Raw genomic sequence first — 14,132 nt, 5'->3', positions numbered from 1 at the left:
AAAAGGTATGGGAAATTTTAATGGTTATATTTTAGTTTCAGATATGGATGGAACATTATTAAATGATAAAAGAGTAATTTCAGATGAAGATAAAAAATCAATACAGTATTTTATGGATAACGGTGGACTATTTACGATAGCTACAGGAAGGATGCTTCCATCAGCTAGTAGATTTGCAAGAGAACTTAATCTTAGCTTACCAATAATTTTATATAACGGAAGTAAGGTTTATGACTATTCAAAAGAAGAAATCATTAAAGAATATTTTTTAGAAGAAGAAAGAAAAGATGTAATAAATAAAATCCTTAATAGCAGAAGTGATATTGGAATAGAAGTTTATTCAGAAGAAGATATATACATATTTAAAGATTGCAAATACACAAAGAGGTTCACAGGTAAAGGATACAATGTGATTTATGATATAAATGAAGATGTATGGAAAAAGAAATGGACTAAGATCTTAGTTGTAGGGGACAAGGAAGTATTAGATGAGATTGAGGAAGAATTTAAAGAAAAATACGATAGTGAGATTCCAATAAGAAGCGGTGATAATTTTCTTGAGGTCGTGCCTAGATATACTTCAAAAGGTCATGCACTTAAAGATTTAGTAGATGACTATAATCTAAGAGATTTAAAGATAGTTACAGTAGGGGATAACATGAATGATAAAGAACTTATAGAAGAAGCTCACTATGGTTTTGTAGTTAATAATGGTAATGAAAAGTTAAAAGCTAATACTAAATACATAGCACCAAGCAATAATGATAATCCTATTACTTATATTGTAAAATTCATGGAAAAAATCTAAAAAAAATCTCTCCTTACGGAGAGATTTAAAAGCTTTGTAATTAAATTAAACCTTGATCAACTAGGAATTTATGTGCAACTTCTTCCGGGGATTTTCCAAGTTCATCTACTTGATAGTTAAGATCTATCATAGTCTTTTCATCGATTTTCCCAGATAATGAATTAAATACATCCTTAAGTTCAGGATGTTCTTCTAAAGTCTTATTATTAACTAAAGGTACTGCATTGTAAGGAGAGAAGAATCCTTTATCATCCTTTAATACCTTAAGGTTAAATTTCTTTAAAAGACCATCAGTTGAAAAGGCATCAACAACTTGAGATTCGTTATTGGCCAATGCTGAATATCTAAGACTTCCATCCATTGCCTTAACATTTTTAAAGTTCATATTATAGAACTTTGATAAACCAACTAAACCATCATCTCTATTTTCGAATTCTATTGTTGGAGAAAGGACAAAATCCTTACTATGCTTAGCTAAATCAGACAATGTATTTATATTATATTTTTCTGCCACTTCAGGCTTCATAGCTAATGTATATGTGTTATTAAATCCAATTGGATCTAATAAAGTTATTCCATATTTACTGTTCATAACATCTTTTATATGATCATAAGCCTTAGCATTATCCTTTATTGGCTGTTCTTTCATTACATTTAATAAAAGAGTACCAGTATAGTCAGCATACATATCTAAATCACCAGATTGTACGGCTCCAAAGGCTACTGATGTACCACCAAGATTAAGTTTTCTCTCTACATTTAAATCAGTTTTGGCTTCAACTAAATCAGCATACATATTTCCAAGTATAAGTTGCTCTGTAAAGTTCTTTGAGCCAATTGTTATAGTATCTTTTTTATTTGAAAATATTGAATTAAATGCCGTAAATAAAACTAATATAGCAAGTATAACACCAATTATTTTAAGAACAAGAAGATTCTTTTTAGGAGAACCAGGATTTAATCCTTTTGGAGTAACTGCAACTTCTATCTTACCAAATATATAGTCTACTATTAAAGCAAGTATACAAGCGGGAATAGCACCAGCTAATATCATGTTGTTATTAACAGTTTGAACTCCTGAGAATACTAAGTAACCAAGACCACCAGCACCTATAAATGCAGCTAGAGTCATAAGACCAACAGCAGTAACAGCTGATATTCTAACACCTGCCATTATTATTGGAAGTGCGAGAGGTAACTGAATTCTAAACAAAGTTTGATTACTTGTAAGTCCAATACCTTTAGCAGATTCTAAAATTACTGGATCTATACTAGTAAGACCTGTATAAGTATTCTTAACAATAGGAAGCAATGAATAAATAACAACCATGAATATTGCAGGAGTACTGCCTATACCAAGTAAGGGAATAAGAAGACCAAGTAATGCCATTGATGGTACTGCTTGAATTAAGTTTACAAAACCTACTATAGGTTTTCTAAGGAATGATACTCTAGATACTATTATTCCAAGTGGAACACCGACTAAGATTGCTATTAATATAGCGGTAAGTGTTAATGAAATATGTTGAACTAAAAGGTCAAGTATTTGATCCTTTTGTGAAATTATAAATTGAAAGAAACTATCCAAGAACACTCACCTCCATCTCAAGGAATTGTTCACTTAAAACTGAAAGTAAACTACTTCTAGTTATTAAACCAACTAATTTGTTAGATGAATTAGTAACTGGAACATATCCAACGGAATGTTCATTCATAGTAGCTAAAATATCTACTAAATTATCATTTTCATTTACAGTAAGTAATTCTGTACTCATAACTTTATCTAAAGGTGTAGATTTTTCATGAGTAGATTTTATATCTTTTACTGTAACTATTCCTCTTAGTATATGATCTTTATCAACAACTAAAAGACTATCAACTTTACTAGTTCTCATTATTTCTATACCTTGAAGTATAGTTCTTGAGCCCTTAACTGCAACTGGATTTTTAATCATAATATCATCAGCTTTAATAAACTCTGGATTGTTCCAAACTCTATCAGAACCAATGAAGTCTCTAATAAAGTCATCAGCAGGATTTCTAAGTATATTTTCAGGTGTATCATACTGAGCTACTTTACCATTCTTCATAATACAAATCTTATCTGCAATTTTTAGTGCTTCATCCATATCGTGTGTAACAAATATTATTGTTTTCTTTAATTCCTCATGAAGAGAGAATAACTCTTCTTGAAGAGAAGTACGAGTTATTGGATCTAATGCACTAAAAGGTTCATCCATAAGTATAATTTCGGCATCAGTAGCAAATGCTCTTGCGACCCCAATTCTTTGCTGCTGTCCTCCACTAAGTTCTGATGGATATTTATTTAAATAGATTTCAGGATCAAGTCCTACCATATTTAAAAGTTTTACTGTAGATTCCTCAATATCTTTAATAGACTTTTCCTTTTTAAGTTTCGGAATAAGCTCTATATTTTCTTTTATAGTTAAGTGTGGAAATAATCCAGTATTTTGTATTACATAACCAATTCTTCTTCTAAGGTCTATTGTATTTTCCTTAGACAATGGTTTACCATCAATAAATATTTCACCAGAAGTTGGCGTAATTAATTTATTTATAAGCTTAAGTGTCGTAGTTTTTCCGCATCCACTTGAACCTATTAAAACAACTAAGCTACCACTTTCTATTGAAAGTGAAATATCATCTAATATCAGTCTATTGCCTAATTTTTTTGATACGTTTTTTATCTCTATCACAAAAAAGCCCCCTTTTTCGACAACTGACAACTTAATACTTAAATTAAAGTTGCTAGTTGTGATTATATCATTAAAGTTCATAAATTTCAAATAAAATTCATTAATATGCTGAAATCTATCAGTTATATTATTCGAATAAATTAAATATTTTATTATAAAAAAGCATAAAAAAAGAAGGTTACTTATAAATAACCTTCTTTAGTTCTTTTTCAAATCCATACATTCAAAAATAAGCGTGGTCTCAAATTTAATTTTTACCAAGCTTCTTAAGTTAGTAAATTTCATTCCGTGCCTTTCCTTTGCGTTAGCAAAGGCACGTTCTATAGTTTTTTCTTCCTATATTCTAGATATACTTTTCCTTCCTTTATACAATATAGAACTAAAAAATTATATTATGATAGGAATGCACAAATAAAAACTAAAATAAAGAAATTTAGTAATGACAATACAATATAAACTAATTTACTTTCCTTTATAAAAAAGTCAATAAAATATTTCATACTAAGTTCAAAAGATATATACATATAAATAATACATAAACTCATACCTACAAATATAAGTGTAAAGCTAAATTTTATAACAATATATAACAATAATATATTAACTATAAAAAATAATAATTTCTTTTTTTGTAGAAGTTTTATAAATAAATCACCAATAAAAAAAGAAATTATTATAGAAAATATTATATATAATTCACGAATGTCTGCCGTTATTAAATAATATTTAAAAGACATTTCTGTATATCCAAAGGATAATATAACAATACCTGCAAAACATAAGAATTTAATTATATTAAAAATAATACATTTTCTACTTAATTCCATAAAGAATCTCCTTATATGTAAAATATTACATATAATATTATATGACATTTTATATATAAACTAAAGAAAAAACTTTATTATTTAATAGAGTTTCTTCTTTAGTTTATTAATATCTTTTTTAAACATAATCATCAAGGGCTGTGCTATCCACAGAGCATTGTAAAGGAGTTTGTCTTACTTTATTATGTCCAGCAGGAGCTAATAAATCAAAGATATTTAATTTAGCAATAACAATTGTTTTATCTCTATTTAATGCTAATGTAACTGCCTCCCACTAAATTTAATTTTAATTTATTAAAAAGACTTTGGAAGGTAATTTGCAAATCTGTTATTTTGTATTTTTTCAAAAATTTAAGTTAACTGACTAATATATTGTTTAGTAAGAGATAATTCATATTAATATATTACAAAAAATTACTTTTATATGGTATTATTTACTTTGAAAATAACTTTAATAAAAGAGGTATTTAGCATGAAATTATCAATAGGTGAAGTAAGCAAAATATTTAAGATAAGTAAAGATACTTTAAGATATTATGATAAAATCGATATTTTAAAACCTGAAGTAAATGAAAATAACAAATATAGATTCTATGATTTAAAGGACTTAGAACAGCTAGGATTAATTATTGGTATAAAGTCTTTAGGAGTGCCATTATTAGATATAAAGAGTACAATAGAGGGCGGAGATATTAATAGATATATAGATTTAATACAAACACAAAAAACTTTAATAGAAAATAAGCAAAAAGAGTTAGAAAAATTAAAATGCTCATTAAGTAATAGTGAAGATATATTAAAACAGGTGTTAAACTTTAAAAATGAATATGACTTTAGGAACTTAAATTTAACTAAAAAGGATTATACCTTATATGGTATTGATATAAAAAATGTTTTAACATCTAAAAATAACACTTCTGATATCAATACAGAAATAGAAAAAAATCTTATTTATTTAAAAGATACTCCATCTTTATATTATTTTAATATAAATAAAAATCAAGCTATTGAAGAAGAAAGCAATCTTATATTTTTTAAAGAAAATGAAAAAATAAAACTTTACATAGAAAATCACAGTTCTATTGAGATGAATAAAAATTTAAAAAAAAATATTTCTGGTAATTTTATTAATGTTAATTTCTATGGAAGTTCAAATCAAATTGACAAATATATAATTGATTTAAATAAGCATTTTAATTCTAATAAATCAAGTTATGCATTGATAAAATATGATTTTTATTTACCTCAAAAAGATAATGATGCTAAATATTTTGTAAATATAGACATTAAAATTAATTAATAAGTAAAATAGCTATATCAATTTTGATATAGCTATTTTATATTATTTTGTCACTGTTAAGCCTGAGCTTTCTTCATATTCTAAAAGTTTATTTATCCCATATTTCTTATTTAAGTGCAAACAAATAAATAATGTCATAAACTCAGAGAAGGGGATTGTAAGCCAAACTCCATTTATTCCAAATATTGATGGAAGAACCGTAATTCCAATTGTTATAAAAATTAACCCTCTACTTAGAGCAATTATAACTGATTCTTTAGCATATCCTATTGCTGTAAAATATGAAGAAGAAAGTGTTGTTATTGCAATTATTAGGTATGCTAATGCATAAATTTTAGAACCAGATACAGCTATATTTATAACCTCATAGTTAGATGGAACAAAAATTTTAACTAGATTCTCACTAAAGAAAAATACACAAATAAATGTTAGGGTTCCTACACATAATGCTATTTTCATAGCAAGATTAAAAATGGATTTAACTCTATCCATATATTTTGCTCCATAATTATAACTTATTATTGAAGAAATCCCATCTCCTATTCCAAATATAATCAATGAGCCAAATTGTGTTACGTATCCAATACTTGAAAATGCAGTTACTCCATCTTCACCAGCAAATTTTATGAAAGCCATGTTAAATAGAAATGCAGAAATTGCAGCTGTAACAGATGCTATAGCTTCTGATAGTCCATTATATGCAACTGGAATTATAATAGTTTTTTTAAAATTTCCGATAAATATATTTATTAAACTATTTTTCTTTATTAACGGATGTACAACTACTAAAAAAACTGATGAATAAGAGATCCCAGTTGCAAGTGCAGCTCCAACTATTCCTAATTTTAATATTTTTATAAGAATAAAGTTTAAAGTTATATTAGTTATTAAACTTAATACCATACCTTTAAAATACAGATCAGGTTTTCCAAGCAATCTATTTGAAAACCCAAATAAAAATGCAAGAGACATAGGCAATATACAAATAGATATAGTTTTTATATATAAGCTTACCTCACTTAATAAAACTTCATTTGCTCCAAAGAATTTTGCTATATTAGAACTAAATAAAAAACCTATAATAGTGAAAAAAACAGCTACTATCGATAATGATATAAAAGATGTTTTAAAAATATCCTGTGCCTGTTCTATTTTATTTTCACCAAGACTTCTTCCCATATAGCTTAAAGCTCCCACACTAACAAGCATTGATACACCTATTACTATTTGCATAAATGGAGCTCCTATACTAACGCTTGCCATAGCATTAGAAGATACGAAATTACCAACAAATATCCCATCTACTACTGACTGCATTCCTGCAATTAACATGGCAATAATTGCAGGAATTGAAAACTTTGCAAATAATTTTGTGATTTTTTCTGTGCCTAAAATATTTTCATTCATCCATTTGTCCTCCATGATAAACTACTACATCCTAATTTCATAAAAAAACTCCTTACATAAAAACTTTAAATTAATTAGTTTTAAATTTCTAATTGTTTTAAATTATAAAGAGTAGAGTAACTCCAATGTCAATACCTTTTATATATAGAATTTAATTAAAAAAAATAACCTTCAAATTAGATTAAATCTAATTTGAAGGTTATTCATAAAAATTAATTTAAGTAAGATTGAAGAAGGCTATTTTTAATAGCCTTCTTTAAAATATTTAAGCTCTAAATATAACCTCTTCTCTTGAGAACATGTATTTAGCAAATAAAACGGCAGCAATTACATAAACTATATGCCAGCCTACAACTATTCCTATATGAGTTGGATTATAAACTCCTACCATAACTTCTTTCATGAGAGCAACTGAATTTGCAACTGGAATATTAAAGATAAGCATAGATGTATTTTTTGCATCCATAAATACAGGAACATATGAAAGAATCATAAATGGCATTACAAGACCAGATAGATAAGTTCCAGCTTCTTTAACTGATTTTGCATATAGACTAACACAAGTTTCTAATGAGCAAATTGCAATTAATAGCAGGAATGATACTAATAATATAAGTATTATACCTGTTGTATTTAATCCTAGTGAAAATCCTTCCTCAAGGCCAGGTATATTTTGCATAGAGAAATATATAGATCCTATACTCAATATAAGTGCAAGAGCTGATACTATACTCATGGCAACTATTTTTCCCCACAAAAGAGCACTTCTATTACATGAAGTTGAAAGCAATGGCTCTAAAGTATTTCTTTCTTTCTCGCCAGCACCTAAGTCTGCAGCTATTGCAAGTGTTGGTGATATCATAAGTATTACTATAAGTGATGGAATCATTCCTAAGAATCCGTTAGCTGCACCATTTCCAGCACTATCACTTAAGCCAGATTTAACATCTAATAAAAATGGTGTAAGAGAATCCTTATCTATTCCTTGTGCTTTTAGCTTATCAGTAACTATTTTGTCTGATAGCCCTCCTAATAATTTTTGAACTACATTTGAGGCTATAGCAGAATTATTAGAGTTCTCATCAACAGAGATTGGGATTGTTAAATGTTCACCCTTTTTAATTTTTTCATCAAAATTATTTGGAATTGATACAATAAGTTGAATATCTCCATTTTGTAGTGCTTCTGTAGGATTATCAACAGCTTTTATAGTTATATTTTCTTGAGATTTAAGTAGATTTGCGGCACTTGAATTTACGTCACCTTCAAGACATATATTTATATTTTCTGTTGCCTTTTTAGTGGTACTTTCCATACCTTTAAACATAACATTAAATATTATTGGAAAAATTAATATTGGAAGTAATATAGAAAATATAATAGTTTTTTTATCACGGAATATATCTTTAAGTTCTTTCTTTAAAATAATCATAAAATTACTCATGCTTATTACCTCCAATTAAAGATACAAAAACATCTTCTAAGTTATTATTGTTATATTTTGATTTAAGGCTATCTATTGAGCAATTTTCTATAAGTTTACCTTTATTTATAATTACAACTCTATCACAAAGTTTTTCAACTTCTGCCATGGAGTGACTAGAGAAAAGAATAGTTTTACCTTCTTCTTTGCAACTAAGTATAAATTCTTGTATTCTTCTTGCAGCAGTAACATCTAGTCCTGTAGATGGTTCATCAAATAACATAACACTGGGACTATGCACTATTGAACGTGCAATAGATACTTTCTGTTTCATACCTCTAGAAAATTTTGCTACTCTTTTATTGATGTATTCATCCATTTGAAATCTTCTAGATAGTTCATCAATTCTTTTATCAGCTTCCTTGTCGTCAATACCATAAAGATTTGCAAAATATCTTATATTTTCTCTTGCTGTTAATCTATCATAAAGACCAACATCTCCTCCAAAAAGGATTCCTATTTCCTTTCTTACTTTAATAGGATCTGTAGAAGCAGAATAGTTATTTACTATAGCCTCGCCAGAAGTGATTTTTAGCATTGTAGAGATCATTCTAAGAGTAGTAGTTTTACCAGCACCGTTTTCCCCTAAAAGACCAACAATTTCACCTGGATTCACGGTGAATGTAACGTCATTAACAACGGTATTTTTCTTAAATGTTTTGGTTAAATTTTTTACCTGTAACATGAATTTCCCCCTTATAATATACTCATTTAAAATATTACCATATTTTAGATGTTAAGGAAATTATACTACTATAAAAAGTTGATGTAAATAGTATTTAATAACTTTTTAAACAATATTAATAATTGTATTATGCGGTGCGTTGAATTGGAAATGATTTAAAGAAATTTCTTGACATGGTAGTGGCCATAAATTAAAATAGTAAAAAAGAATAAATTTGAAGTTAAGATACACTTTAAATTGGTCCTGTGAGGCCAGAAAGGAGTATGCAACTATGTTATTGAGAAATATGAATATCATAGCTTTGTCTTTAAAGATAAATTTAAATAACGGTGAACATACGAGGATAATAAGGATAGCAATTTAAAATGTTGTGGTCTCTTTATTGTCCTTTTTTTTATAAAAAATTATTGAGATTTATCTTTTAAAGTGTATTTTTAGCAACTAACTAATAGTTTAGAGGAGGGCTAAGCATGAAAGCAAAGCTTATATTAGAAAATGGTATGGTCTTTGAAGGAAATCCATTTGGATACTTAAAAGAAAATGTAGGAGAAGTAGTTTTTACTACAGGTATGACTGGATATCAAGAGGTTTTAACTGATCCATCATATTATGGTCAAATAGTTACAATGACATATCCTTTAATAGGAAATTATGGAGTTAATTTAGAGGATGTTGAGTCAAGCAAGCCACAGGTTAAAGGGTTTATAGTTAGGGAAAAATGCAATATGCCAAATAACTTTAGATGTGAATTAACTTTAGATGATTATTTAAAACAAAACAAAATAATAGGTCTTGAAGGAATAGACACAAGAGCACTAACTAAGATATTAAGAAACAATGGAACAATGAAGGGAATAATTGTTTTAGATGATTCAAATTTAGATGATGTTAGTGAAAAATTAAATAGCTTTTCAAATAAAGAGGCAGTACATATAGTTACTACAAAAGAAAGGTATGAGATTCCAGGAGAAGGTAAACATGTAGCGATAATAGATTATGGAATAAAGCAAAATATAATAAGATGTTTTAGAAAAAGAGGATGCAGACTTACTGTATTCCCATCAAATGCATCAGCAGAAGAAATACTTAATGTAAATCCAGATCTAGTATTCGTATCAAATGGTCCTGGGGATCCTCAAGATTTAGAATATGAAATACAAACAATAAAAAATATAATAGGAAAGAAACCTATAGTTGGAATATGTCTAGGGCATCAACTTTTAGCATTAAGCTTAGGTGGAAATACAACTAAATTAAAATTTGGACATAGAGGTGGAAACCATCCAGTAAAAGATTTAGAAACAGGAAAAGTACACATAACCTCACAGAATCATGGATATGTAGTAAATAGTATGCCAGAAGATGTAGAGGCAACTCACATAAACATCAATGATGGAACTATTGAAGGATTAAAGCATAAGACAATGCCAATATACTCAGTTCAATTCCATCCAGAGGCATCAGCAGGTCCAAAGGATTCAGAATATATATTTGATAGATTCTTAAATTACGCACTATAAGATTATTAGGAGGTTTAAAGTTATGCCATTAAATAAAGATATAAAAAAAGTATTAGTTATAGGTTCAGGCCCAATTATAATAGGTCAAGCTGCGGAGTTTGATTACTCAGGAACTCAAGCTTGCCAAGCTTTAAAAGAAGAAGGAATGGAAGTTGTATTAATAAATTCAAATCCTGCAACTATAATGACAGATAAAGAGGTAGCAGATAAAGTTTATTTAGAGCCATTAACTTTAGAATTTGTTGAAAAAGTAATAGAAAAAGAAAAACCAGATAGCTTACTTGCAGGAATGGGTGGACAAACAGGTCTAAACCTAGCAGTAGAGCTTTATGATGCTGGAATTTTAGATAAATATAATGTAAAAGTAATAGGTACATCTATCGAATCTATAAAAGAGGGTGAAGATAGAGAACTATTTAGAAATATGATGAATAGAATCAATGAACCAGTTATACAAAGTGAGATAATAACTGATTTAGAGGCTGGAATGGCTTTTGCAAATAAGATAGGATACCCAGTTATAGTAAGACCTGCTTATACATTAGGTGGAACAGGTGGAGGTATTGCTGAAACTGAAGAGGAATTAAAAGAAATATTAGAATCAGGATTACAGTTAAGTACTATAGGACAAGTTCTTTTAGAGAAATCAGTTAAGGGCTGGAGAGAAGTTGAGTATGAGGTAATGAGAGATTCATACGGAAACTGTATAACTGTATGTAATATGGAAAACATAGACCCAGTTGGAATACATACAGGAGATAGTATAGTTGTTGCACCATCTCAAACATTATCAGATAAAGAATATCAAATGCTTAGAACTGCATCAATTAATATTATAAATTCTGTAGGAATTGAAGGTGGATGTAACGTACAATTTGCTCTTCACCCAGAAAGCTTTGAATATGCAGTAATAGAAATAAATCCAAGAGTTTCAAGATCATCAGCCTTAGCATCAAAAGCAACAGGATATCCAATAGCAAAACTTGCAGCGAAGATAGCACTTGGATATGGCTTAGATGAAATTAAAAATGCAGTTACACAAAAAACATATGCATGTTTTGAACCAACACTTGATTATGTTGTATGTAAGATACCAAAGTGGCCTTTTGATAAATTCTTCAGTGCAGATAGAGCCCTTGGAACAAAGATGATGGCAACTGGAGAAATAATGGCTATAGGAGCTAATTTCGAGCAAGCATTCTTAAAAGGAATAAGGAGCTTAGAAATAGGAAGATATTCATTAGACTTTAAAAAGTTTAGAGATTTAAGCATGCAAGAATTAAAGGAAAGAGTAGTAACTCCAGATGATGAAAGAATCTTTGCACTTGCAGAAATGCTTAGAAGAGACTATAGAGTTGATATGGTATCTCAAATAACTGGAATAGATAGATTCTTTGTAGATAAAATAAAGTGGATAGTAAATGAAGAACAAAGATTAAAATTAAGTCACATAGAAGATTTAGATAAAGAATGGTTATTAAACTTAAAGAAAAAGGGATTCTCAGATAAGGCAATTGCAGATTTCCTAGAAGTTAGTCCAGAGGATGTTTATAGATTAAGAGATATATGGAATATAAAACCTTCATATAAAATGGTCGATACTTGCGCAGGCGAATTTGAAGCCTTATCACCATACTATTACTCAACTTATGAGCAATATGATGAAGTTACAGTAAATAAAGATAAAAAGAAAGTGATAGTTATAGGTTCAGGTCCAATAAGAATAGGACAAGGAGTTGAGTTTGACTATGCATCTGTACATTGTGTAAAATCACTTAAAAATATGGGAATAGAAACTATAATAGTTAATAATAATCCAGAAACAGTAAGTACAGATTTTGATATATCAGATAAGTTATACTTTGAACCATTAACAGAAGAAGATGTACTTAATATAGTAGAAAAAGAAAATCCAGATGGAGTTATACTTCAATTTGGTGGCCAAACTGCAATAAAACTTGCTAATTTCTTAAAAGAAAAAGATATACCAGCACTTGGAACTACAGCGGATCAAATAGATATGGCTGAAGATAGAGAAAAGTTTGATGAATTATTAGAAGAACTTGGAGTTTCAAGACCTAAAGGTAAAGGGATATGGTCACTAGAAGACGGATTAGAAGAAGCAAGAAGACTTGGATTCCCAGTACTTGTTAGACCTTCATATGTAATTGGTGGTCAAGGTATGGAAATAACTCATGATGAAGAGGAATTAACATACTACCTTAAAAATGCATTTATAAAAGATACTAAAAATCCTATATTAATAGATAAGTATTTAATGGGTAGAGAAATCGAAATAGATGCAATATCAGATGGAGAAGATATATTAATACCAGGAATAATGGAACACTTAGAAAGAGCAGGAGTACACTCAGGGGATAGTGTTACTATGTATCCAAGTCAAAATATAAGTGATGAAATTAAGGGGAAGGTATTAGAATATACTAAGAAGCTCGCTTTAGCAATAGGAATAAAGGGAATGATAAACATACAGTTTATCGAATTTGAGGGGCAATTATATGTAATAGAAGTTAATCCAAGAGCATCAAGAACAGTACCATATATAAGTAAAGTATCTGGAGTACCAATAGTAGACCTTGCAACAAAGGCTATGCTTGGATATAAGATTAAAGATTTAGGTTACGGAGTAGATGTTTATAAAGAGCCAGAATTAGTATCAGTAAAGGTTCCGGTATTCTCAACTCAAAAGCTTCCAAATGTAGAGGTATCATTAGGGCCTGAAATGAAATCTACAGGGGAAGTATTAGGAATAGGTAGAACTATAGAAGAAGCTCTATATAAAGGGTTTGTTGGAGCTAGTATGTTCCCAGGAATGGAAAAGGGAAAGATACTTGCAACAATTAAAAATCATGATAAAGAGGAATTCTTAAAAATGGCAGTAGAACTTTCAAAACTTGGATATAAATTTGTATCAACAGAAGGAACTTGTAAGCTTTTAAGAGAGCATGGTGTTGATGTAGAAGAAGTAAGAAAGTTAAATGAAGAAAGACCAAATATATTAGATGTTGTTAAGAATAAGGAAGTGGATTTAGTAATAAATACGCCAACTAAAGGAAATGATTCAAAGAGAGATGGTTTCTTAATAAGAAGAGCTGCTGTAGAGAGAAATATAGGGGTTATAACAGCACTTGATACATTAAAGGCTATAATTGATGTTAAGAACAAACATTTTGAAAATGAGAGCAATTTAGAAGTATTTAATATAGCTGAAATTTAAGATTGATTATAAAAAAATAAGACTACACTTACTTTATATAAGAGAGTTTATTGTTATATTTATAGTTTTAAATACTATGAATATTTAGGGAGCAATATACTCTCTTTTATTGTAAATTAAGTAAATTTATAAAAGTGAAAAAATAAT

At 28.7% G+C, this 14,132-nt stretch carries 9 protein-coding genes; 4 read left to right on the top strand and 5 right to left on the bottom strand.

Annotated features, from left to right (window positions below; genetic code table 11):
• Window positions 1–7 precede the first annotated feature (7 nt).
• Entirely contained in the window at window positions 8–808 is an 801-nt protein-coding gene (locus ACQPUW_RS14460) for an HAD family hydrolase (RefSeq protein WP_430838199.1), read from the top strand.
• 40 nt (window positions 809–848) lie between these two features.
• On the opposite strand, the gene ACQPUW_RS14455 is transcribed toward ACQPUW_RS14460, so the two are convergent.
• Together ACQPUW_RS14455 and ACQPUW_RS14450 are read right to left on the bottom strand one after the other, a co-directional pair.
• Window positions 849–2,396, bottom strand: a complete 1,548-nt coding sequence (locus tag ACQPUW_RS14455) for a glycine betaine ABC transporter substrate-binding protein (protein ID WP_430838198.1) — start codon at window positions 2,394–2,396, stop codon at window positions 849–851.
• Complete coding sequence (locus ACQPUW_RS14450) at window positions 2,389–3,525, bottom strand: betaine/proline/choline family ABC transporter ATP-binding protein (RefSeq protein ID WP_430838197.1); 1,137 nt, start codon at window positions 3,523–3,525, stop codon at window positions 2,389–2,391. The genes ACQPUW_RS14455 and ACQPUW_RS14450 overlap by 8 nt, the downstream gene beginning before the upstream one ends.
• 1,299 nt (window positions 3,526–4,824) lie before the next feature.
• On the opposite strand from ACQPUW_RS14450, the gene ACQPUW_RS14445 reads away from it, so the two are divergent.
• Window positions 4,825–5,652 (top strand): MerR family transcriptional regulator, encoded by an 828-nt coding sequence (locus tag ACQPUW_RS14445; protein WP_430838196.1) that lies wholly within the window; start codon window positions 4,825–4,827, stop codon window positions 5,650–5,652.
• Window positions 5,653–5,694: 42 nt separating this feature from the next.
• Here ACQPUW_RS14445 and ACQPUW_RS14440 read toward each other — a convergent pair whose 3' ends face one another.
• From ACQPUW_RS14440 to ACQPUW_RS14430, 3 genes are all read right to left on the bottom strand, one after another.
• On the bottom strand, window positions 5,695–7,059 hold the full coding sequence (locus ACQPUW_RS14440; protein WP_430838195.1) for an MATE family efflux transporter: 1,365 nt from the start codon (window positions 7,057–7,059) through the stop codon (window positions 5,695–5,697).
• Between the two features lie 265 nt (window positions 7,060–7,324).
• The gene (locus ACQPUW_RS14435) at window positions 7,325–8,503 is read right to left on the bottom strand and encodes an ABC transporter permease (RefSeq protein WP_430838194.1); all 1,179 of its coding nucleotides are present in this window, start codon (window positions 8,501–8,503) and stop codon (window positions 7,325–7,327) included.
• Window positions 8,496–9,227, bottom strand: a complete 732-nt coding sequence (locus tag ACQPUW_RS14430) for an ATP-binding cassette domain-containing protein (protein ID WP_430838193.1) — start codon at window positions 9,225–9,227, stop codon at window positions 8,496–8,498. The genes ACQPUW_RS14435 and ACQPUW_RS14430 overlap by 8 nt, the downstream gene beginning before the upstream one ends.
• 470 nt (window positions 9,228–9,697) lie before the next feature.
• Between ACQPUW_RS14430 and carA the strand changes: the two genes are divergently transcribed.
• Both carA and carB read left to right on the top strand, forming a co-directional pair.
• Window positions 9,698–10,747, top strand: coding sequence for a glutamine-hydrolyzing carbamoyl-phosphate synthase small subunit (gene carA, locus ACQPUW_RS14425; RefSeq protein ID WP_430838192.1), 1,050 nt, complete (start codon window positions 9,698–9,700; stop codon window positions 10,745–10,747).
• Window positions 10,748–10,769: 22 nt separating this feature from the next.
• On the top strand, window positions 10,770–13,985 hold the full coding sequence (gene carB / locus ACQPUW_RS14420) for a carbamoyl-phosphate synthase (glutamine-hydrolyzing) large subunit (RefSeq protein WP_430838191.1): 3,216 nt from the start codon (window positions 10,770–10,772) through the stop codon (window positions 13,983–13,985).
• The last annotated feature ends 147 nt before the right edge of the window (window positions 13,986–14,132 follow it).

The sequence above is a fragment of the Clostridium sardiniense genome (assembly GCF_050584765.1).
GTDB classification, from domain to species: Bacteria; Bacillota; Clostridia; order Clostridiales; family Clostridiaceae; genus Clostridium; species Clostridium sardiniense_A.
This window is presented reverse-complemented; position numbering and strand designations above follow the sequence as displayed.

Coding starts and splice junctions, on each gene's coding strand:
- ACQPUW_RS14460 (WP_430838199.1), top strand. CDS start 8: ATGGGAAATTTTAATGGTTATATTTTAGTTTCAGATATGGATGGAACA.
- ACQPUW_RS14445 (WP_430838196.1), top strand. CDS start 4,825: ATGAAATTATCAATAGGTGAAGTAAGCAAAATATTTAAGATAAGTAAA.
- ACQPUW_RS14440 (WP_430838195.1), bottom strand. CDS start 7,059: ATGAATGAAAATATTTTAGGCACAGAAAAAATCACAAAATTATTTGCA.
- ACQPUW_RS14435 (WP_430838194.1), bottom strand. CDS start 8,503: ATGAGTAATTTTATGATTATTTTAAAGAAAGAACTTAAAGATATATTC.
- ACQPUW_RS14430 (WP_430838193.1), bottom strand. CDS start 9,227: ATGTTACAGGTAAAAAATTTAACCAAAACATTTAAGAAAAATACCGTT.
- carA (WP_430838192.1), top strand. CDS start 9,698: ATGAAAGCAAAGCTTATATTAGAAAATGGTATGGTCTTTGAAGGAAAT.
- carB (WP_430838191.1), top strand. CDS start 10,770: ATGCCATTAAATAAAGATATAAAAAAAGTATTAGTTATAGGTTCAGGC.